Annotated in this window: 20 protein-coding genes; 10 read left to right on the top strand and 10 right to left on the bottom strand. The window is 66.0% G+C overall.

Annotation, left to right across the window (positions count from 1 at the left end):
- Positions 1-27: 27 nt before the first annotated feature.
- The 6 genes from NTCA1_RS25140 to NTCA1_RS25115 form a co-directional block, all read right to left on the bottom strand.
- Positions 28-228: a DUF1737 domain-containing protein gene (locus NTCA1_RS25140; RefSeq protein ID WP_021235064.1), complete on the bottom strand. Its 201-nt coding sequence runs from the start codon at positions 226-228 to the stop codon at positions 28-30.
- 26 nt (positions 229-254) lie between these two features.
- The gene (locus NTCA1_RS25135) at positions 255-959 is read right to left on the bottom strand and encodes a phytanoyl-CoA dioxygenase family protein (RefSeq protein WP_236549572.1); all 705 of its coding nucleotides are present in this window, start codon (positions 957-959) and stop codon (positions 255-257) included.
- Between the two features lie 23 nt (positions 960-982).
- Positions 983-1,381 (bottom strand): GFA family protein, encoded by a 399-nt coding sequence (locus NTCA1_RS25130; RefSeq protein ID WP_159832167.1) that lies wholly within the window; start codon positions 1,379-1,381, stop codon positions 983-985.
- A gap of 108 nt (positions 1,382-1,489) precedes the next feature.
- Complete coding sequence (gene hslU / locus NTCA1_RS25125; protein ID WP_159832166.1) at positions 1,490-2,788, bottom strand: ATP-dependent protease ATPase subunit HslU; 1,299 nt, start codon at positions 2,786-2,788, stop codon at positions 1,490-1,492.
- 13 nt (positions 2,789-2,801) lie between these two features.
- Entirely contained in the window at positions 2,802-3,371 is a 570-nt protein-coding gene (gene hslV / locus NTCA1_RS25120) for an ATP-dependent protease subunit HslV (RefSeq protein WP_031342706.1), read from the bottom strand.
- Between the two features lie 151 nt (positions 3,372-3,522).
- Positions 3,523-4,017, bottom strand: coding sequence for an outer membrane protein assembly factor BamE (locus tag NTCA1_RS25115; protein WP_086493745.1), 495 nt, complete (start codon positions 4,015-4,017; stop codon positions 3,523-3,525).
- Between the two features lie 169 nt (positions 4,018-4,186).
- Here NTCA1_RS25115 and NTCA1_RS25110 point away from each other — a divergent pair, with 169 nt between their 5' ends.
- A complete protein-coding gene (locus tag NTCA1_RS25110) occupies positions 4,187-4,702 on the top strand; it encodes a ubiquinol-cytochrome C chaperone family protein (RefSeq protein WP_159832173.1) in 516 nt (171 codons plus the stop codon).
- The gene (locus NTCA1_RS25105; RefSeq protein WP_159832165.1) at positions 4,699-5,229 is read left to right on the top strand and encodes a DUF177 domain-containing protein; all 531 of its coding nucleotides are present in this window, start codon (positions 4,699-4,701) and stop codon (positions 5,227-5,229) included. Before NTCA1_RS25110 ends, NTCA1_RS25105 begins: the two co-directional genes overlap by 4 nt.
- A 19-nt stretch (positions 5,230-5,248) precedes the next feature.
- On the opposite strand, the gene NTCA1_RS25100 is transcribed toward NTCA1_RS25105, so the two are convergent.
- Positions 5,249-5,842, bottom strand: coding sequence for a hypothetical protein (locus NTCA1_RS25100; protein WP_159832164.1), 594 nt, complete (start codon positions 5,840-5,842; stop codon positions 5,249-5,251).
- Positions 5,843-5,986: 144 nt separating this feature from the next.
- Between NTCA1_RS25100 and NTCA1_RS25095 the strand changes: the two genes are divergently transcribed.
- Positions 5,987-7,303: a DUF5690 family protein gene (locus NTCA1_RS25095; RefSeq protein WP_159832163.1), complete on the top strand. Its 1,317-nt coding sequence runs from the start codon at positions 5,987-5,989 to the stop codon at positions 7,301-7,303.
- On the opposite strand, the gene NTCA1_RS25090 is transcribed toward NTCA1_RS25095, so the two are convergent.
- Positions 7,264-8,049, bottom strand: coding sequence for a DeoR/GlpR family DNA-binding transcription regulator (locus tag NTCA1_RS25090; RefSeq protein WP_236549571.1), 786 nt, complete (start codon positions 8,047-8,049; stop codon positions 7,264-7,266). The two genes, NTCA1_RS25095 and NTCA1_RS25090, sit on opposite strands and share 40 nt — an antisense overlap.
- Positions 8,050-8,284: 235 nt before the next feature.
- On the opposite strand from NTCA1_RS25090, the gene NTCA1_RS25085 reads away from it, so the two are divergent.
- Both NTCA1_RS25085 and NTCA1_RS25080 read left to right on the top strand, forming a co-directional pair.
- Positions 8,285-10,678 carry a TonB-dependent receptor gene (locus tag NTCA1_RS25085; RefSeq protein ID WP_201282598.1) on the top strand — a complete coding sequence of 798 codons (2,394 nt, stop codon included), beginning with the start codon at positions 8,285-8,287 and terminating at the stop codon, positions 10,676-10,678.
- A 79-nt stretch (positions 10,679-10,757) separates the two neighbouring features.
- Positions 10,758-12,821, top strand: a complete 2,064-nt coding sequence (locus tag NTCA1_RS25080; RefSeq protein ID WP_159832162.1) for a phosphocholine-specific phospholipase C — start codon at positions 10,758-10,760, stop codon at positions 12,819-12,821.
- On the opposite strand, the gene NTCA1_RS25075 is transcribed toward NTCA1_RS25080, so the two are convergent.
- Both NTCA1_RS25075 and NTCA1_RS25070 read right to left on the bottom strand, forming a co-directional pair.
- Positions 12,808-13,218: a hypothetical protein gene (locus NTCA1_RS25075; RefSeq protein ID WP_159832161.1), complete on the bottom strand. Its 411-nt coding sequence runs from the start codon at positions 13,216-13,218 to the stop codon at positions 12,808-12,810. The two genes, NTCA1_RS25080 and NTCA1_RS25075, sit on opposite strands and share 14 nt — an antisense overlap.
- Positions 13,219-13,343: 125 nt before the next feature.
- A complete protein-coding gene (locus tag NTCA1_RS25070; protein WP_236549570.1) occupies positions 13,344-15,836 on the bottom strand; it encodes a hypothetical protein in 2,493 nt (830 codons plus the stop codon).
- Positions 15,837-16,030: 194 nt separating this feature from the next.
- Between NTCA1_RS25070 and NTCA1_RS25065 the strand changes: the two genes are divergently transcribed.
- The 5 genes from NTCA1_RS25065 to NTCA1_RS25045 all read left to right on the top strand — a co-directional run bounded on the left by NTCA1_RS25065 (position 16,031) and on the right by NTCA1_RS25045 (position 20,450).
- Positions 16,031-16,306 (top strand): hypothetical protein, encoded by a 276-nt coding sequence (locus tag NTCA1_RS25065; protein WP_159832160.1) that lies wholly within the window; start codon positions 16,031-16,033, stop codon positions 16,304-16,306.
- A gap of 185 nt (positions 16,307-16,491) precedes the next feature.
- The gene (locus NTCA1_RS25060) at positions 16,492-17,196 is read left to right on the top strand and encodes an energy transducer TonB (RefSeq protein WP_159832159.1); all 705 of its coding nucleotides are present in this window, start codon (positions 16,492-16,494) and stop codon (positions 17,194-17,196) included.
- A 60-nt stretch (positions 17,197-17,256) separates the two neighbouring features.
- Positions 17,257-19,530 carry a S9 family peptidase gene (locus NTCA1_RS25055; RefSeq protein ID WP_159832158.1) on the top strand — a complete coding sequence of 758 codons (2,274 nt, stop codon included), beginning with the start codon at positions 17,257-17,259 and terminating at the stop codon, positions 19,528-19,530.
- Between the two features lie 133 nt (positions 19,531-19,663).
- The gene (locus NTCA1_RS25050) at positions 19,664-19,918 is read left to right on the top strand and encodes a hypothetical protein (protein WP_159832157.1); all 255 of its coding nucleotides are present in this window, start codon (positions 19,664-19,666) and stop codon (positions 19,916-19,918) included.
- A gap of 199 nt (positions 19,919-20,117) precedes the next feature.
- A complete protein-coding gene (locus NTCA1_RS25045) occupies positions 20,118-20,450 on the top strand; it encodes a hypothetical protein (protein WP_159832156.1) in 333 nt (110 codons plus the stop codon).
- The last annotated feature ends 565 nt before the right edge of the window (positions 20,451-21,015 follow it).

Genomic DNA, 21,015 nt, shown 5'->3' with positions numbered 1-21,015 from the left:
GCGGCCGGTTCCCCGGCCCGGCCCCTCTCACTTCACGACGTCGGCCTCGTGCCAGACGACGGCCTGCGCCGCCTTCATGCAGTTCTCGGCGGTATCCCATGAGAGCGACGGCGAACCATAGAGCCGCCAGCCCTGCGCCAGGGCTTCGGACACCCGCTCGCAAAAGGCGCGGTCGTCGGCGCCAGTCAACAGGCGGTAGATCGGGCGGTCTTCGGGAGTCTGGTACATTCAGGCATCTCTCTCGATTTCGAAAGTCAGATGCCTAACCACTCCAGCCCCGCTGGCAAGCCCCCGGCCGCGTAATCGACCTGCAGCACCCGCCTGCGCCTTCCCGGCCGGGCGGCATGGGACGCATGAAGGATAGGCGTGCGGTAGAGCCAGAGATCGCCCGCCTCCGCCAGGCAGGTATGAACCTGTGACTGGGCCACGATCTGCTCAACCCGGTCCACGGGCACGCGCCCAAGCCGATGTGACCCCCTCGCCACGAGCAGCGGCGCATTGTCCGCATCGACCGGATCGAGATGGATGCGCACCGTGAGCATCGCTTCGATCAGCGCGAAAGGCGGCTCCACATGCTGGATGCCCTGCTTGACTGTCCACGGCCCGAAACCGGGCGTGTCGCAGCGGTCGATGACGGCAATCGTGCGATCCTGATGCCAGCCAAGCGACCAGTCCGCCCGGTCGCTCTTGTCGAACAGCACCGCCCTCACCGGCTTCATCCCCGCTCCGCCGGCATGGCTGACCGCCGCGCCGATCGGTCCTTGCGGCCCGAGGATTTCCGCCAGTTCAGGATCGCCGGAAATGCGCAGCCCCGCCCTGCCATCCGGCCACTTCGCGAGCGCCTGCTCGATTATGCCAAGCACAGGGAGCGCACAGCCGGGAACGAGACAGGCGCCGTCACGGTCAAGTTCCAGTTCCCCGCAGCATAGCGAGTCCGATCGAGCGGTCTCCATACTCATCCCGGCCGATTCATCTCGGCGCATTATCCCGGATAGCGTTCGAATTCAGGCAGGCCTGCGATATCCTTCATCCAGCCGATCCGTTCGGCCACCTGGATATGGGCCTGAGGCGGGAGGGCGTCGGGGTCGTCGAGGGTGGCGACCTGGATGTCGATCAGGCCGGGAAGGTATTCCTCGTTGGCATACCATAGCCCGGTGCCGCAACGCGGGCAGAAGTGGCGCATGGCCGAGCCGCTGGAGTTGTAGACCGAGGCTTCGCCCGCGGTCAGCCTGAATTCCGGCGTCTTGAAGGCGGCCCAGGCCACGGTCGGCGCGCCGGACGACTTGCGGCAATCGGCACAGTGGCAAAGCGCGACATGCTCCGGCGCGCCTTCAACGGTGTAGCGAACCTCGCCGCATTGGCATCCACCTTCGAGCGTCATAGCGAATCTCCCTCTGATGCGGGGAGGCTAATCGATCTTCTGGAACATTCAAGGAACAAATTCACGTCGTCCCGGATCAAGTCCGGGACGACGTAAGTTTTATGAGAGTTAGAGGATATACTTCGAAAGGTCCGCGTTGCCTGCCAGGCCTTCCAGCTTTTCGCGGACATAGGCCTCGTCGATGGTTACGGTCTCGCCCTTGCGGTCTTCGGCCTCGAAGCTGAGTTCCTCCAGCAGCTTTTCCATGACCGTCTGGAGGCGACGGGCGCCGATGTTCTCGACGGTTTCGTTCACCAGGGCGGCGATGCGGGCGATTTCGCCCACGGCGCCTTCGGTGACGTCCACCGAGACTTCCTCGGTCGCCAGCAGCGCCTTGTACTGTGCCACCAGGTTGGCGCGGGTTTCCGAAAGGATGCGCACAAAGTCCGTTTCGGTGAGCGCCTTCAACTCCACCCGGATCGGCAGGCGGCCCTGGAGTTCGGGCAGCATGTCGCTGGGCTTGGCCACATGGAACGCGCCGCTGGCGATGAAGAGCACATGGTCGGTCTTCATCGGGCCGTACTTGGTGGCCACCGTCGTGCCTTCGATCAGCGGCAGCAGGTCGCGCTGCACGCCTTCGCGGCTGACCGAGCCGCCGCGCACGTCGGAAACGGCGATCTTGTCGATCTCGTCGAGGAAGACGATGCCGTTGGTCTCGGCATTGGCAAGCGCGGTGCGGGCGACGTCATCCTGGTCCATGCGCTTTTCCGACTCTTCGTCGACCAGCTTGTCCCAGGCGTCGGGCACTTTCATCTTGCGGCGGCTCAGCTTCTGGCCGCCGAACTTGCCCATGATGTCGGAGAGGTTGATCATGCCGACCGAGCCGCCCATGCCCGGGATCTCCATCGGCGCCGAGGGGCTGTCCTCGACCTCGATCTCGACTTCGGTGTCGTTCATGGCGTTTTCGGTGATGCGCTGGTGGAACGAGGCACGGGTGGCCTCCGAAGCGCCTTCGCCGACGAGCGCATTAAGCAGGCGCTCCATCGCCGCCTTGGATGCGGCTTCGCGCACGGATTCGCGGCGACGGTCCTTTTCCAGCCGGATCGCTTCTTCCACGAGGTCACGGGCGATCTGCTCCACGTCGCGGCCGACATAGCCGACTTCGGTGAACTTGGTGGCTTCCACCTTCACGAAGGGCGCGTCGGCCAGCTTGGCCAGGCGGCGGCTGATCTCGGTCTTGCCGCAGCCCGTCGGGCCGATCATGAGAATGTTCTTGGGCGTCACCTCGTCGCGCAGGTCGAGCGAGAGCTTCTGGCGCCGCCAGCGATTGCGCAGGGCAACCGCGACGGCCTTCTTCGCCTCGCTCTGGCCGATGATGTGGTCATCGAGCGCGCGGACGATCGCCTTGGGGGTCAGGTTGTCTTTCATGATGTGATCGATCTCAGATGGTCTCGACCGTGACGCGGTCGTTGGTGAAGACGCAGATGTCGGCGGCGACCGCCATGGCGCGGCGCGCGATCTGTTCGGCATCGGTCTCGTAGCCGTCGATGGCGCGGGCGGCGGCGAGGGCATAGTTCCCGCCCGAGCCGATCGCGGTGATCTGGCTGTCCGGCCCGCCCTCGGGTTCAAGCACGTCGCCGTTGCCGGTGAGCACCAGCAGGGTGTCCGCGTCGGCCACGATCATCAACGCTTCCAGGTTGCGCAGATACTTGTCGGTGCGCCAGTCCTTGGCGAGTTCGACAGCGGCGCGCATGAGCTGGCCGCGATGCTGCTCCAGCTTGCGTTCCAGCCGCTCGAACAGGGTGAAGGCATCGGCGGTGGCGCCGGCAAAGCCCGCGATCACCTTTCCGTCACCGATGCGCCGCACCTTGCGCGCATTGGGCTTCATCACCGTATTGCCCATGGAGACCTGCCCGTCACCGGCGATGACGGTCTTGCCGCCCTTCTTAACGCCGATGATCGTCGTTCCGTGCCACTGGATCAGGCCGTGGCTAGCCCCGCTATTATCCATGCCGCGGATATATGACCGTGTTCGCACGGTTCAAGCGGTGAACGCGCACCATTCCATGTCGCATCCGCAACAAAAAACGTCCGCGAAACCCGGTTGGGCTTGCGGACGTTTTTGCAGGGCGATCAGACGAGCCGCGCCAGGTTTCCCGAAATCAGCTGCCGTTGGGGCCAGGGCCGGTCGGGCCGCCGGGGCTGCCCATGCCGGATGCGCCGACCTGGCCGATATTGCCGAACAGGTCTTCCAGCAACCCGCGATGACGGCCCAGCGTCGGCGTGGTGTCGCCGTTGGGGCTGATCCGGGCCACCTGCTCCATGCCGCGCTTGTCGACGCCGACGACATTGCCCGCCGGGTCGAAGCGCACGCGCAGCACCGTCTGCTCGGAGGTCTGCGGGCGGCGGAACGGCGGCGTCTTCACCGTCTGCGAGATGTAGTAGTAGTCCTTCTCGCCGAACTGGCTGACGAAAGTCGGGCGGCCGAGGGTCTTTTCCACCGAGAGGCGGTTGTCGATGCCGGGCTGCACCGAATCGAGCAGGGTCTGGTCGATCAGGTAGCCGCGGTGATCGCGAACCGAAGTACATCCTGCCGTCAGCGCAGCCAGCGCCAGCGCGATGCCTGCCGCCTTAGCCATGTGACCGTAACTGCGCATTTTCCCACTCCATTCGGGGCCTGGCCCATCGCCAGGCATTGCCACCCGGCGCAGGGCCCATATATCGGCCAGATAACGGCACCGAGCCTTAGAGCCCGCCAGCCCGTCACGCAATGGGCGTTGGGGCAGGTCGATTGAATTGCCGATGAACGAAAGGTCAGACTGCACGATGTCCCTGCTTTCCCGTCTCGTCGGCAAACACACCGATCCGCGCGCCGAAGTTCGCCCGCTGTGGCACCGCGTGGTCGAGATCGCCCGCGAAAAGCCTTGGTATGCCAGCTTCGGCGTGGCCGATACCGTGGCGGGACGGTTCGATGCGGTGACACTGGTGCTTGCCCTCGTCATGCTGCGCATGGAGCGGGGCGGCGCACTGATCACGCCGTCCGTCCACCTCACCGAACTGTTCGTGGACGATATGGACGGCCAGCTTCGCCAGTCCGGCGTCGGCGATCTCGTCGTCGGCAAGCGCATGGGCAAGCTGATGAGCGTGCTGGGCGGCCGCCTGGGCGCCTTGCGTGAGGCGCTGCCCATGGGCGACGAAGCCCTGGCCGAAGTGCTGGGCCGCAACATGACCCTGAACGATGGCGCCGACCGGATCGCCCTGGCCGCCCATGTCCGGGCGCTGGCCGAGCAGCTCGATGCCGTTTCCGACCAAGATCTCCTGAACGCGAGCATTGCGCGATGACCGAAACACCCGATTTCAAGCCCGAGTTCTCCCGCCGCGTCGATATCCGGCAGGCCGAAGGCAAACCCGCCCATGTCGAGGCCGACGAGGCCGAGCGCCGGTCCTTGTCTGAACGCTTCGGCCTGGTGCGGATCGACCGGCTGACCGCCGATCTCCAGCTGGAGCGCAAGGACCGCAAGGTCGAGGCGCGCGGCCGGGTCACCGCCGACTATGTCCAGGCCTGCGCCGTCTCGGCCGAGGATATCGCCGTCTCGCTGGACGAGCCGGTGTTCTTCCGCTTCGTTCCCGAAGCGGGCGATCACACCCCGGACGAGGAAATCGAACTCGATTCGGACGATTGCGACGAGATCGAATATTCCGGCACCCACATCGACCTCGGCGAGGCGGTGGCGCAGAGCCTGGCGCTGGCCATCGATCCCTTCCTGACCGGGCCGGAAGCCGACAAGGCGCGCAAGGCCGCCGGGATCGGCACGCCGGAAGACAGCGGCCCCTTCGCGGCGCTCAAGGGCCTTGGTCTGAAGGAATAGGGGCTTAAGGAATAGCCACCTATTCCGGCGCGATCAGCCGGTAGGCTCCGCCCATGAGCCGCGTCACTTCGTCGCGGCTCAGCACATATTGCGGCTCGTAGCCGAGGCCCGATTGCCGCGTGCGGCGCCAGTGATCGACGTAAACGCCCTTGTCCTGACCGAACACCGAATGGACATGCCGCGCCAATTCGGCGGGGCAACGGGCGGAAGCAGCCGCGCGGAACATGGCCACGTCGACGACGAAAGGCCCGACCATGACCCAGACGTGCCCGCTTCCGCGAAATTCCTCGCCGTCCACGACAGGCTCTTTGGCGCCCTCGCGGCTGCCGTAGACCGGCAGGCCTTCCACCGAAAGCACGCCGGTGACGACATGGACCGGCGCCGAGAGGCGGCGTTCGAGCTGCACCGCCAGCGCCGCGCTGAGCCAGGCCGCCATCGACGCCGACCATTCCGCATCCCTGGGAAACACTTTCAGGATCTCGACCACGCAGCCCGCCAGCCGCGCCTTGTCGGCATCGGTCATCTCATAGGCCTTGAAAGCCTTGGCTTCCGCCCAGCCGTGCTGCGCGGCGACCAGTCTGCCGAGCTGGATCAGGTCCTTTGCCACTGTCATTACCGATATTCCTGCCGATTGAAGCGTTTTCAAGCCGGGTGCCGACGCATCCTGCGAGCTCTCAACCGCGCCCCCTAATACGCCTAGGCCGCCCCGCCAAGGCTTGGTCATGAGACCGTCAAGAGTCTGTCCTAGGCGCTCGGCATGCTACCCGAATCTTCGCCCGGCGGGCCGCCGGCAAACAGTCCAGGGACTTCGTCGAAGCTGATCGCGGCGGGAATCGCCGCGTTCTGGGTCTATCTGGCCATGTACGCCTTCCGCAAACCGATCGCCGTGGCGACCTTTTCGGAACAGGCCGCGTCGTGGGGCATCGATTTCAAAAGCGCCGTGATCATGGCGCAGGCGCTGGGCTATGCCTGTTCCAAAATCATCGGCATCCGCGTCGTCTCGGTCCAGCGCGGCGCCGGGCGCAAAGGACTGATCCTGGGCCTGATCGGGATATCCTGGCTGGCGCTGCTGGGCATGGCGCTGCTGCCCGCAAGGCTGGCGCCCTACTGCATGGTCGCCAACGGACTGCCGCTGGGCATGATCTGGGGGCTGGTCGTCAGCTACCTCGAAGGACGGCGACTGACCGAAGTGCTGACCACGATCCTCTCGGCCAGCTTCATCGTCTCTTCCGGGCTGGTCAAGGCGGTGGGCGGCGTGCTGCTGCTGCAAGGCGTGCCCGAAACCTGGATGCCTGCGGCGATCGGGCTGCTTTTCGCCCCATTGCTGGTCATCGCCCTGCAGGTTCTGGCGGCCATTCCCCCGCCCGACGAAAAGGACAGGCACGCCCGGGGCGAGCGCGTGGCGATGGACGGCGCGGCGCGGCGGCGTTTCGTGGCGCTGCACTGGGTCGGTCTATCGCTGCTGCTGGCGGGCTACGGCCTGCTGGTGGCGCTGCGCGACTACCGCGACAACTTTGCCGCCGACATGTGGGAGCAGCTGGGCTACGGTCGCTCGCCCACGCTGTTTCTGGAGACGGAGATTCCCGTCACGTTCGCAGTGCTGCTGGGCCTGGCGGCGATCGGATGGATCCGCCGCAACCGGGCGGCGCTGGTGGCGGTCTACGCCCTGATCTTCACGGGCGCGGCGATCCTGGGCCTTTCCACGTTGGCATGGCGGCTCGGGCTGATCGGGCCGGTGGCATGGATCACGCTCAGCGGCACCGGCCTCTACCTTGCCCATGCCCCGTTCAGCGCCGTGCTGTTCGAACGGATCATGGCCTTCACCCGCTATCCCGGCAATGCAGGCTTCCTGATCTATGTCGCCGACGCCTTCGGTTATTGCGGCAGCCTTGCACTGATGCTGGCCTTCAGCTTGGACGGGGATCCGCATCCCCGCGCGGTCACCTTCTATGCAGAGGGCTGCATCGCGACCTGTGCGGTACTGGCCATCGCGATTCCGGCATCGCTCGCCCTGTTCCTGCGGCGGCCCGCCCGTCAGGAAATGCCGCCCTCGCAAGGCCGTGCCGCAATGTGAAGCGCGGTACCGCCGGCGCCAGCCGCCGCGGCGACCGGGCCGGGCGGCGCTTGCTCGGTCACGAGATCGTGGACTTGCCCGAAGTCCGCGACATGAACGGTGCCCCGCCGCGCGAACTTGCCGTGATCGGCCACCACCACGACCCGGCGCGCGCGATCGAGCACGGCCCGCTTGAAAGCCGCCTCGTCCGGGTCGAAATCGAGGAATCCGCGCTCCGCCTCGATCGCCCCCATCGACAGCACCGCCACATCGGGCACGAAGCGGCGGACATAGCCGACCGCATCGGCATCGAAAGCCGAGCGATAGTCCACGTTCATCGCCCCGCCTGCAAAGAACACCCGGTGCTCCGCCCGGCCCAGCGCTTCGGAGGCGACTTCAAGGCTGTTGGTCACCAGCACGAGATCGCGCAAATGCCCCAGTTCCTGCGCCACCCAGAACGATGTCGTGCCGGAATCGACGAAAAGGGTCATGCCCTCTTCCACGAAACCCGCGGCGCAGCGGGCGATCGCGCGCTTAGCCTCCACCTGGTCGCGCAGGCGGCGGCGATAAGGTGCTTCCAGCCGCGTGACGGGCAAGGTCACGCCGCCGTGAACCTTGATGACACGGCCCCCGCCCTCCAGCTGGCGGACGTCGCGGCGGATGGTTTCCTCGGACACGTCGAAGCGTTCCGCCAGACTGGCGATCGAGGACGAGCCCTGCTCTTCCAATGCCGCGAGTATGCCCGCGATGCGGTCTGCCTGAATCACGATCTGTCCCCCGTCCCGGCACTTTACCGGGCCTCGCCTCCGAACTGTGGACGGCTTGCCATGTGGTTTCAAGTGGCTTTATTTCCACAAACCCACACATAATGCCAAATTAAACCGCAAAATCCACAAAATGTCACACAAGCGTAATCCCCGCTGCCTAGCTCGCCCCGTGAAGGTCGAAAGGGTCGGCCGGGCGGGTCGGACATTGGCCTGAGCGCCACGCAGGGGAATAAAGATGAAGACTTGGATGATCGGCACCGCGATCCTCGCGATCGCGGCAGGGACCACGCATGCCCAGGCCCAGAGCGGCAATACCGCGCTCAGGACCGTCGCGGCGGACGCAGCGGCAGAAGGTTCCGCCGAAGCGGGTGCCGAGAGCGATGCCTCCGGTGACGCCACCGGCAGCGAGGACATCGTCGTCACCGGCACCGCCACCCACTTCGCCAATACCCGCGTGACGCCCGAGATGATCGAGCGTCAATCCGCCCTCACCAGCGTCAACGACGTCATCAACGAGCTGCCCGGCGTCTTCGTGTCCGAAGGCGACGCTTTCGGCTCGTCCGACTGGGCCACGCAGATCTCGATCCGCGGCTTCACCCAGATCGGCACCACCATCGACGGCCTGCCCAACGGCGGTTCGGGCTACGGCGGCGGCTCCAAGGCCAACCGCTATATCGACGTGCTCGACCTCAAGACCGTGGAAGTCTCGCAGGGCACCGCCGATATCTCCTCGCGCTCGAACGAGGCGCTGGGTGGTACGCTCAACTACCTGACTTCGGACCCGCAGGACGATTTCCGCGTCCGCCTTTCCGGCGCGGCGGGCGACTTCGGCGCGCAGAAGTTCTACGCCCGCGTCGATACCGGCGAAATCGCACCTGACACCCGGGCCTATATCAGCGCCTCGCATGCCAAGGCGCATGACTGGATCGGCGGCGCGGGCAAGACCAGCCGGGATCACCTGAGCGCCAAGCTGACCAGCAAGATCTCCAACATCGATCTCACCGGCTTCCTCTCCTACGACGATGCCGACGAATCCGAATTCGGCTCGGTCTCGGTGGCCTCGTTCGAGAACGATCCGAACCACGACGTCTATACCGATACCTGGACCGGCCTTCCCTATATCGACCAGAACTACCGCTCCGGCTCGCGCGCGCTGCGCAAAAACCTGTTCGGCTACTTGCGCGGCAAGGCCGACCTCGGCGAAGTGAAGATCGCGCTGACCGGCTACTACCACCGCATGCGCGGCCGGGGTGACTGGATGCCGCCCTACATCGTCGACGTGACCAACGACGGCGCGGGCGCGACCCAGAGCGAATATGCCGGCGGCTCCACCGTCTACGGCGGATCCTCGCTCGGCCAGATCTACTATGTGACGCCGACCGGCGCCGCCGCCACGATGATCGCGGGATGCACCGGCACGGCGGGGGTTCCCGCCGCCTATTCGCCGACCTGCTATGCCGACGATGCCACCGCGGTCATGTCCTACCGCCACACGCACTACAAGAACGACCGCGCGGGCTTCACCGCCGACGCCGACTGGACGCACGATTTCGGCGCCTTCACCAACACCGTGCGCGCCGGTATCTGGTACGAGAACATCGATGCCAACCAGGTGCGCGACTGGCACAAGATCAAGAACCCGCTGCTGGGCACCGCCTACGACGCCCAGCCCTACTGGGTGCAGTTCAGCGTCGACTACGACACCAATGAGTTCGTCTACTACGCGCAGGATTCGGTGAAGTTCGGCAATCTCACCGCCGCCTTCGGCCTGAAGCAGTACTTCATCGACCAGAAGCGCCAGGAACGCCTCGTCGACGAGCCGCGCACACGCAGCAATTCGCATTCCGATCCGCTGATCTCGGCCGGCCTCACCTGGACCACGCCGCTTGAGGGGCTGGAACTGTTCGCAGGCTATGCCCAGAACTTCTCCTCGATCGGCAACGGACTGTTGGGCGAGGCGCAGGAAGTGATCGACCGCATCAAGCCCGAGACGGCCGACAGCATCGAGATCGGCGCCCGCTACAGCTCGCCGCGCCTCCAGGCCTCGCTCACGGCCTACGACATCAAGTTCGACAACCACATCGTCTCGATCTCGTCGAACCTGGTGACCGGCATCGACTATCTGGAAGAGCAGGACAGCGTCTACCTCAACGTCGGCGGCATCCGCTCCAAGGGCGTGGAAGCCGCGCTGGCCTATCGCTTCCCGATGGGCCTGACGCTTTCGGGCACCTACAGCTACAACCACGCCGTCTACATCGGCACCGGCAATGCCGAACAGGACGAGGACGTGGGCATCACCCCGGGCGTGCAGGTCAGCAGCTCGCCGCGCAACATGTGGGTGCTTTCGGCCGACTATCGCCGCTCGGTGTTCAAGGCCGGTCTTTCCGCCAAGTACGTGGGTGATCGGTTCATCGACGACGTCGGCGGCGACGTGGCCCCGCACTACGCGCTGCTCAACGGCTACATCGGCATGGATCTCGACCGCCTGTCCGACCATCTGAGCGGCGCTTCGGTGACGATCCAGGCCACCAACCTCACCGACAAGCGCTACCTTGGCGGTGGCGGCGGCGGTGCCGCCTTCCTCGGCGCGCCGCGCACGGTAACCGCATCGCTGACGCTGGACTTCTGATCACCACAATCGACATGTAATCGCGCATGCGCCGTGCCTGAAAGGGTGCGGCGCATACGCCGTTTCCCGAAGGATTCCCATGGCCGACCTCACCCGACGTTCCCTGCTGGGCGCCGCCGCGCTGGCCGGCCTGCCCGCGTCCATCGCCCGCGCGGCCATGATCGCCCCGGACGTGCGCAAGGGCACCATCGAGGACGTCGCCCATGTCGTGATCCTGATGCAGGAGAACCGCAGCTTCGACCATTACTTCGGCACCCTGCGCGGTGTGCGCGGCTTCGGCGATCGTTTCCCGATCCCGCTCGCGCCGGTCGATGGCAGGCAGCGCGCGGCCTGGGAGCAGCAGGACCGCGCGGAAGACGGCGCAGAACACGGCAAGGCTCGCCTGACCCCGCCCTTCCACCTCGACACGCAGGCCCGGTTCGACGTGATGCGCATCGCGGGTACGCCGCATACCTGGCCCGATGCCCATGCCGCATGGGATCAGGGCCGCATGGGCAACTGGCCCGAAGCCAAGACCCGCCGCGCGATGGGCCATTACCGGCGCGAGGACATTCCCTTCCAGTTCGCGCTGGCAGAGACTTTCACGATCTGTGACGCCTACCACTGCGCGATCCAGACCGGCACCAATTCCAACCGCCTGTTCCTGTGGAGCGGCACCAACGATCCCCATGGCACCCACGGCGGCCCCGCGATCGGCAATTCGCACGACAATTTCCCCGAACAGGGCGGCGCTGCCGACGACTATCTGTGGACCACCGTGCCCGAGCGCCTCCAGGCCGCCGGAATCGACTGGCGCATCTACCAGGACATGGCGGACAACTTCACCGACAATCCACTGGTGGGCTTCCGCGCCTATCGCAAGGCGAACCAGGGCGCAGGCGATCCCGCGCTCCGGGAGCGGGCGCTGACCACCCAGGCTCTGGACCGGCTGCGCGGCGATGTCCTGGGCGGCACCCTGCCGCAAGTCAGCTGGATCATCGCCGATGCCGTGGGCAGCGAGCATCCGGGGCCGTCCAGCCCGGCGCAAGGTGCGCTCTACACCGCACAAGTGCTCGATGCGCTCACGGCCGACCCACGCGTCTGGGCGCGCACCGTGCTCTTGGTGATGTTCGACGAAAACGACGGCTTCTTCGACCATGTCCCCCCGCCCGCCCCGCCCTCCTTCGCGGCGGACGGCAGCCTTCTCGGCGCGTCCGGCGTGGATACCGCGGGCGAATACCACCGCCATGCCGCCCCAGGAGAGAAAAAGATCGACGAGCCCCGCCTGCGCGGTCGTCCCTACGGCCTCGGCCCGCGCGTGCCGATGTACGTGGTCTCGCCCTGGAGCCGGGGCGGATGGGTCAACTCGCAAGTGTTCGATCACACTTCGGTGATCCGCTTCCTCGAAACGCGCTTCGGGTTCGAGGAGACCAATATCTCCCCCTGGCGCCGGGCGGTCTGCGGGGACCTGACCTCAGCCTTCGATTTCAGCGCCCCGGACCGCGCCCCCTTCGGTCCCTTGCCGGATCCGCGCGCGGACGCCTTGCGGGCCGCCCAGATCGCTAGCCAGCCGGACCCCGCACCACCGGCCGAGCCCCATGCTTTCGGGCAGGAGCCGGGCGTCCGGCGATCGCGCGCGCTGCCCTACCGGCTCGAAGTGACCGAACGGATCGATAGCAGCGGCCCTGCCCTGCGCTTTGCCGCAGACGGCGCGGCGGCGGTATTCCACGTCTACGATCGCAGCGCGCTCTCGCTGCCGCCGCGCCGCTATACCGTGGCGAAAGGCCAGCGAATCGATGGGCTGTGGGACTGGGACGACCAAGGCGGCTACGACTTGTGGGTCCTGGGGCCGGGCGGGTTCCATCGCCATTTCGCCGGTCGCCGCGACGATCCGGTCATCGGCTTGTCCTGGCACCTGAGCCCCTTCCGCCTGGAGCTTCAGGCCGAGGTCGAAGGCCTGCGCCTGCACTCGATGCGCACCGCTACGCCCTTGCCGCAGGAAAGCGTGATGAAGCGCCACGCCGCGATCTCGCTACGCGAGAGCCTTGGCTGGTACGACGTCCTGATCGAAACCCCCGGCTCACCACATTGGCGGCGCAGGCTGGCGGGTCGGGTAGATCTCGAGGGCCGGGAAACGACCAGCGATCCCTTCAGGACCGGTTGAAGGCGGTGATCCGCAGCAGGCTTGCCGCAATCGCGTCTCCCCGCAGTTCCAGGGCAGGCGCGCCGGTTTCCAGCCCTGACAGCAGGCCCGCGCAGAGCCCCCGGGCCTCTTCCGCGCCCAGCACGAGATCGACTTCGACCCTGTCCTCATAGACGCGGCCTTGTCCTAGGACGCCGCCCCGAAACGTCGTGCCTGCCGGATTGACCGCGATCGCAACGTCCATGCCGCTCACGCTCGGGAGCGGGAACGGACCGTCCTCGGCCAGGACGCCGGTAATGTCGAAGCCCGGCGCTCCCTCCGCGGCGCGCGCAGCCACGCCGGTCACGACGACGGCCAGCCCCGGAACGGGCCCAGCGCAGCGCTTCGCGCCGCCGCGTTCGATTTGCCGCTCGATCATTCGGCCCGGTCCATGTCGATGCTGCCTAGCCCCATTCGCTCATGCGGGAATCTCGATTCCCGCGCATGGGGAACCTAGACGGCAATGAATAACAAATTGAGAAGGCACGGGCGAATTGCGGGATTTTACGATACCGGCAGCACGACCGGACTGTCCGGCGCGTCGCGCAGGCGCAAGTGCAGCTTGCCGCCGACCGGCCGGGGCACGCCGAGGCTGGAGCCGGTATAGCCCGGCGGGACTTTCGCCGGCTGCGCAAATGAGGCCTCCGCCGCCACCGCATCGATCAGGAAGAGATCGCGCCCGGACAGGGTGCAGGGCAAGTCCGGCCCACCGCCAGCACCGCTTTCCGGCTTGCAGGAGACGTTTTCGATACGCGGCAACCGGGCGAGCGTGGTGAGCGGCGTCCAGTCTCCGGTCAGGTCTCCGCCGACCAGCCGGAAGCGCAGCGGACCAAAGGCGCCCGCGGGCAGGTCCGCCGCCTTGAGCCGGGCGACAAGGACTTGCTGGCTTTCCAGGGTCAGGCCCTTGCCTGCGGAAAGGCGCACGGCCACCGGGCTGTCGGCGCCGGGGTCGGCACGGGCCACCTCGATCATGTCGCGCGTGTCGAAGCGCGCGCCGGGCGCCGCCTTTACCGAGAAGACCAGTTCGCCGTTGTCGGGCAGCAGTTCGCCTGACCCCAGTTCCAGCGCGCGGGTGCCGGGCGCGACCGGCCCCGGATAGATCGTGCGGCCGAGCAGCGCGGCCTGCGGCCTGGGCGCGCCGACTTCCACGGGCAGGGTCACGGTGCGGCCGTCGGCCAGCCGGACCACGGCCTTGGCCGAAGCGCCCTGCTCCGGCGGGACGATTGCGGCCGGATCGGCACCCTCCTTCACTTTCACCGCGAGCCGCAGGCGATCGACGGCATCCGCGCGGGTCAGGCCCTCGGGCCAATATTCGGTCTCGCCCAGAGTCAGCGAGCGCACCTGATCGAGCCGCTGCCCGGTCAGGACGCCCTGCCGGTCTCCGGCATGGATCTCGAACCCGTCCACCCGGCTCGCCTCGGCGCGGGCGCGCAGGGTGACGGTTTCCGGGCCCTTGGCCCCCTGATAGCGCAGTTCCACGCGCATCTCGCCGGGATTGGCGGCCGCTTTCGGCACGGTGAAGGCCAGCCGCTGCCCATCCTGCACTTTCCATTCCAGTGGGCGCGGCGCGCCGCTGCCCTGCCGCAGCAGCACGTCTTCCACGCAGGAGGGCGCGGCGCCTTCCAGCGTGACCGTATTGTCGCGGCCCGCCACCAGCGCATCGGCATCGCCAACGACCTTCCAGGCATTGCCGTCCGGCCGCTGCAGCAGGAAGTCCGGGCCGGTGAACGGCGCGAAGCCCCAGCTCCCGTGAAGCTGCGCGCGCAGCGATCCGGCGAAGGCGCTGGGCAGTTCCTCCGGCCCGATCATATAGCCGCCCCGGTCGGCGCGGGGGACCACCGGCACGTCCATGGTCTGGCCCGCGCCATTGGTAAGCTTGACCTTCACGTCATGCGCGAAGTCCGTGGAATAGACCAGCGGCGCGCCCTCCACCCCCAGCACCGCACCGGGACGGGCGATGCAGACCGGCCCCCGGGCGGTGCTGCGCAGCTGCGGCGGAATATCGGCTTCCACCGCAGGCAGGGCGGTGACCATGACCGATTTCGGTTTCTGGAACGAGGGCGCCGCATTGAGCAGCAGCGACATCTGCGCGTCCTTGCGCAGCGAAAGCGTGGGCAGATAGTTGAACTGCGGGTTGTTGAACGCCCCGAAGATCCGCGCGATATCCCGCGCCACGCCGATATAGGCGCTGTAATAACCACCGCCCGCCTCGCGCGTGGCGCTCAGCTGCAAAGCCAGGTCGGTCGGCGTTCCCGTCAGCGTATCGGCAAGAGAGCTGGAATGGACGTCGCTGAGCACCAGCGATTCCCGGTTCTCCAGCAGGCAGGAGGCCTGCATCTCCACCACCTTGGACAGGCATTCGTCGTTGAGCTTGATCGAAAGGCTGCGCGCCAGTACCGGGGCCAGCGTGCGCAGATATTCCGGCCCGCTGTTATCCTGCGCCTGGATCGCCGCCATGAAAGCCGCCAGCCGCGAATGATCGAGCGAAGCCTGGTTGAGATCCTGGCTGGCGCGCACGAATTCCCCCGGCTTGCCCCGCACCGCATCCTCCAGCACCCCTTCGGCGCCGCCGGTTTCGGGCACCATCAGCAGCACCAGCTGCCGCGCGCCCTTGGGCACCGTCAGCGACAGCGCCTTATCCTTTTCCTTCTGTTTCCAGGTGCTGGCGGTCTGGATCCAGTCCTTCGGTGGCGGATTGGTGGCGCCGCGCAGGAAGGCGGAGGTAAGCAGGAACTTCAGACCCTGGTCGTCGGGCAGGGCGGCATGGATGGAGAGCTTGTCCCCCTCGGCCAGACTCGGCACTTGCGCGATCGGCAGCGTTACCTGCCCGCGCGTGACTTCGATGCGCAGGTCCGGCCCGGTCAGTTCGAACGGCGCCGGATCGGCCATGACAGCGCCGGGCACGCAGATCGCCGCGCATGCGAGCAGGGCGGCGGCAAGGCCCCGCGCGGGAAACCGGGCCTCAAGATGCCTGACCTGCGAATCATCTTCCTTCATGCTGATCGGCAAAGCGCGTCCATCCTGTCGGTTGCCTGACTATTCCTGCCCGAACGCAAATTTATTCACGCCCCCGCCCGCCTTGCCAAGCCCGTCCCCGTCATCCCGGCGAAAGCCGCGACCGTTTCGGCCATCCAGTCTCTCCCCCAGCGCCGACAGTCGCAAGATCGGCGCGACTGCGCTATCGCGCGCGGATGGGCAGGAAGAAGAAGCGATATCTGACGGCGCGGATGCCGGACGGTTATGTGAAGACGATCGGGCCGACCGCCGATTCCTTCACGCATTATTGGCGCATCGTCGCCGAGCTGGAGAACGGCAAGACGGAAGTGTTCTGGGGCCATACCCGCTCGCTTGCCGAGGCGAAGAAGAAGCGTGGCGCCAGCCAGGACGCGGTGCGGATGCGGGGCTGGAAGCGCTTTGCTTTCGAAATCGCCGAACTGGAAGAGAGCGAGGAACCGCCCGCGCCCTGACGCACGGCCACATGTTTCCCGAGGGAAACGGCGCAAACCCGCGGAAAAGTTCGATCCTTGCATGCCGCTTCGGCGCCTTCCAGCCATTTGCGGGTCGGCATGTCGAAACCACAATCGTTTGATTTGCAAATCATTCGCATTAACAATATAGGCCTGCCCGTTAGCCATCGAAAGGGACGGGCGACATGTCGCACTTTGCCGGACGGCCTTCGGCATTCAGGAAAAGTCTGGCCATCGCGCTGACCTGTCTGTTTCACGGACTGCTGTTGATGGCGCTCATCTGGCAGTGGCGGTTCGACAGTTTCGCCCCGCCCCCGCCGCCGATCACGGTGATGCCGCTCAAGGCGGTGGAAACGGCCCCGCTGGCAAAACCCCGGAAACAGGCCGAACCCTCGGCGCCTGCCCTGCCGCCGCGCGAGGCACCTGCCCCGCCCCTGCCCGCGGCCCCTGAGCTTCCCGTGCCCTTGCTGGCCCTGCGCCCGCCGATCCCGCTTTCCCCGCCCGCGCCGCCGGTCACGGTCACGCCGCACCCTATCGAGCCCGCCGAAACGGCGCCTCCGCCCGTGCAGCGCGCGCGCAAAGGCGAAACCAGTTTCGAAAGCCTGCTGCTCGCCCGGATCGAGGAGATGCGCCGCTATCCCGCCAGCGCGCTCAGCCGCCGCCAGCAGGGCGTGGTGCAACTGCTGTTTCGCATGAACCGCAAGGGCGAGGTGCTCTCCGCCCGGATCGTCGGCGGCTCCGGCTTCGCGGTGCTGGACAGCGAGGCGCTGAAAATGGTCCGCCGCGCCGCGCCCCTGCCCGCGATCCCGCCCGAGCGCCCCGACGAGATCGAAGTCTCGGTGCCGATCGAATTCTCGCTCGCCCAGCAGGAACGCTTCGCCACCCGGTGAAGACCGACAATGAAGCGGCCCGATTGAAGCCGTCCGCCGTTGCCGCTAGTCACCGCTGCAATGTCCAGATTCTCAACGCTGCTCGCCGCGCTCTGCGCCACCGTTTCCACCAGTTCCATCTCCGCAGAGGCCGCTCCCGTGACCCAGCAAGCCACTTCCTCCTCAGCTCAGGCCGGAACGCAAATTCTCGATTTCCAGCGCGTCTTCGCCAGCCCCTCGCTCGACGGGCCGCAGCCGCGCGAAGTGAAGATTTCGCCGGACGGGCGCTATCTCACCCTGCTGCGCAACCGCAGCGAAGACCGCCAGCGCTACGACCTGTGGGGTTACGACCGCGAGAGCGGCGAATGGCGCATGCTGGTGGATTCGCTGAAGCTGGGTTCCAACCGCGAACTGTCCGAAGCCGAAAAGATGCAGCGCGAACGCAAGCGCGTGGGCGATCTCAAGGGCATCGTCGCCTATGACTGGAGCGAGGACGGCCGCTCGATCATCGTCCCGCTCGACGGCGATCTCTACCTTGCCGGACTGGACGGATCGGTGCGCCGCCTCACCGATTCCCCCGAGGACGAGCTGAACTCCGCGCTCAGTCCGGGCGGCAAGTATCTTTCCTTCGTGCGCGAGCAGCGGCTCTGGGTGGGCTCGCTGGAAAAGGGCGCGCAAGTGCCGATCACGCCGGAAGAGGCAAGCCGTACGGTCCACTGGGGCGAAGCGGAATTCGTCGCCCAGGAAGAGATGGACCGCATGGCCGGCTACTGGTGGTCGCCCGACGAGAGCCGCATCGCGGTGGAACGCTATGACGAGGCCCCGGTCAAGGTCGTCACCCGCGCCGCGATCGGCGCCGAGGGCACGCGCACTTACGAACAGCGCTATCCTTCCGCCGGAACGCCCAATGTGCTGGTCTCGCTCTTCGTGATGAAGCCCGACGGCAGCGGCAAGGTTGCGGTCGATCTGGGCGGGGACGCCGACATCTACGTCGCCCGCGTCAACTGGGCGCGGGACGGCAAGACGCTCTACGTCCAGCGCCAGGACCGCGCGCAGAGCCGGATCGACATGCTGGCCGTGGATCCCGATACCGGCAAGAGCCGCGTGCTCTTCACCGAGACGGCGGCCAAGGGCAGCTGGATCAACCTGTCGAGCAACTACCGCTTCCTCAAGGACGGCAGCCTGATCTGGTGGTCGGAACGCGACGGATTCGGCCATCTCTACCACTTCGCCAAGGGCCAGTGGCGCCAGCTCACCTCGGGCCAGTGGGCGGTGACCAGGCTTGTTTCCGTGGACGAGGCCAGCGGCCGGGTGCTGTTCACCGGCACCAGGGACGATGTGCTGTCGCCGCAGCTCTATGCCGTGGACCTCGCCAAGCCGGGCACGCCGCAGCGCCTGACCGAAACGGGCTGGTACAATGCCGCCGTGGCCAACAAGGACGGGCGCACGCTGGTGATCACCCGCAGCTCGCCCAGCCAGCCCTCGCAGAGCTATGTCGCCGATGCCGAGGGCAAGCGCCTCGCCTGGGTGGAGGAAAACCGCCTCGACGCCGCGCATCCCTATGCGCCCTATCTCGCCGGGCACCGCACGCCTACGTACGGCACCGTCAAGGCCGAGGACGGCAGCGACCTGCACTGGCTGATGATCACGCCGAAGATGGAGCCCGGCAAGCGCTATCCGGTGTTCTTCGAGCACTACGGCGGCCCGCACAGCCAGCAGGTGGCGCGCCAGTGGCTGGGCGCCCTGCCCCAGGCCATCGTCGACAAGGGCTACATCTACTTCCGCCTCGACAACCGCGGCAGCCCCAATCGCGGCGTGAAGTTCGAAAGCCAGATCCACCAGGCGATGGGCACGGTGGAAGTGGCCGACCAGCGCGCCGGGGCCGAGTACCTCAAGACGCTGGACTTCGTGGATCCGAAGAAGATCGCCACCTATGGCTGGTCCTACGGCGGCTACATGACGCTGAAGATGCTCCAAGCCGACCAGGGCCTCTACGCCGCGGGCATCTCCGGCGCGCCGGTGACGAAGTGGGAGCTTTACGACACCCACTACACCGAACGCTACATGGGCGACCCCCGCAAGGTGCCCGAGGCCTACAAGGCCTCCGACGCGATCGAGAACGCCGCGAAGATCACCGACCCGCTGCTGCTGATCCACGGCATGTCGGACGACAACGTGGTGTTCGAGAACAGCACCGTGCTGATCTCGAAGCTCCAGGCCCAGGCCGTGCCGTTCGAGATGATGCTCTATCCCGGCTACACCCACGCGGTGAAGGGCCCGATGATCAGCAAGCACGTGTGGGACACGATCTTCGCCTTCCTCACCCGCCACGGCGTCACCCCGCCTTCGCCTTGAGTACCGCGGACACCTGACCGGAAGGGCCGCTATCGCGCTGTTTTTCAGCCGATTGCGACCTTCCCGGTCGCGCCGACGTGGCTGACGACAGCTTGTTCTGTTACAGTGCCGATCGTGACACCAGGAGGTGCAAATGGGCGAGCCAGGATCGAACCAGTTGGACCGGCGCTTGTTGAAGGCCGGTAACGTCATCGCCGCAATAGGATATGCTGTGCTGCTGATCGGCCTATTGCTGCCAAGCCTCGCCTGGATTGCAGCACACGAACGTGCCAGCGCCGTTGTGATCACGGGCTGGGTGCTCGGTTCTGCCATGCTCGGCGTGGCTCTTATCAACTGTGGAAGCAAGCTCAGGCGCGCTTACCGCGCGGGTATGCAAAGCGGCTTCTGACGACCGCTTTCCCCCAAATTTCCGGCGCTGAAGGCGAGCAGATCGAGTGCCTGGAGCAGTTGGCCATTCAACCGAATGGCAGCTTCTCGAGATTTTAACCGGAAAGCGGCCTGTTCGGAGCCGCCGACATTGCTGCCATCAGCTTCGCGTGCTGAGCTGCCACCGTGCCGTCGTTCATAGTTGATAAGGAGAGTTGCCGATGTCCAAACGGCTCACCGAGCGATACGACGTAGAACGTATTCGGCTCAAGCCTGAGACCGAGGAAAGCCATCGTCGTTTGATCGCCATCATCGATACACTGCGTCCCGGAGGGTCGACCTACCATATACTGGCTCAGACTCCAGACAATGACAGCGAGTTAATTGTTGTCCTAATCGATGATCAAGCGGTCGTTTCATTCGAGTTGGCTCTATCACTGTCCATTCCGCAGGAGGTGAAGATTTACACCTTCGATGAATACCGTCACGCCATAGGTCAGGGTCGTAGTCGCATCTTGCTTGATCTTGCAGCGCAGGCAGGGCGGACAGGCTGATCTGAGTGCGGTGTCCGCTGCCCACCCTAGTTACCGTTCTCGCCACGAGGGTAGATGACCGCTCCCCCGACATTTAAGCCGTAGTGCTGTGCTCAGTCGTTTGCAGAAAGCTAACGGACCATCTTACCGGGATCCAATCCAAAAACTGCCCTCCCCACCCGCTCAGGCTGAGCTTGTCGAAGCCCCCGGGACGCAGCGCTGCTGACGGATCCCCGGCCCTCAGCGCGACAACGCAAGATCCAGGTGTTGAAAGCCAAAAGGCTGATGGTCCGACGTTGCGGGCGGGCTTCGACAAGCTCAGCCTGAGCGGGGTGTAGTTATAACCCGGTAAGGGCCGTTTTCGCCCGTTTCTGATTGGGCGTTCAGCGCTCAAGTCTGCCTTGCCGCAATCACTTCCTGGCCCAAAGCCCCCTCTTCCGCTCAGGCTGAGCCTGTCGAAGCCCCCATACCAATGGTTGATTCCTGAAAGCGCTTCGCCGCGCCACAAACCTTGTGCGCGCCCAAGCCAACTTTTCAACTTCATCGAACAATTTTCTCCATTTTATCCAGCTACACCGATGCACGA

The sequence above is a fragment of the Novosphingobium sp. TCA1 genome, from assembly GCF_009811895.1.
Lineage (GTDB): Bacteria > Pseudomonadota > Alphaproteobacteria > Sphingomonadales > Sphingomonadaceae > Novosphingobium > Novosphingobium panipatense_A.
The sequence above is the reverse complement of the archived record's forward strand: the minus strand, read 5'-3'. Positions and strand labels throughout refer to the sequence as shown.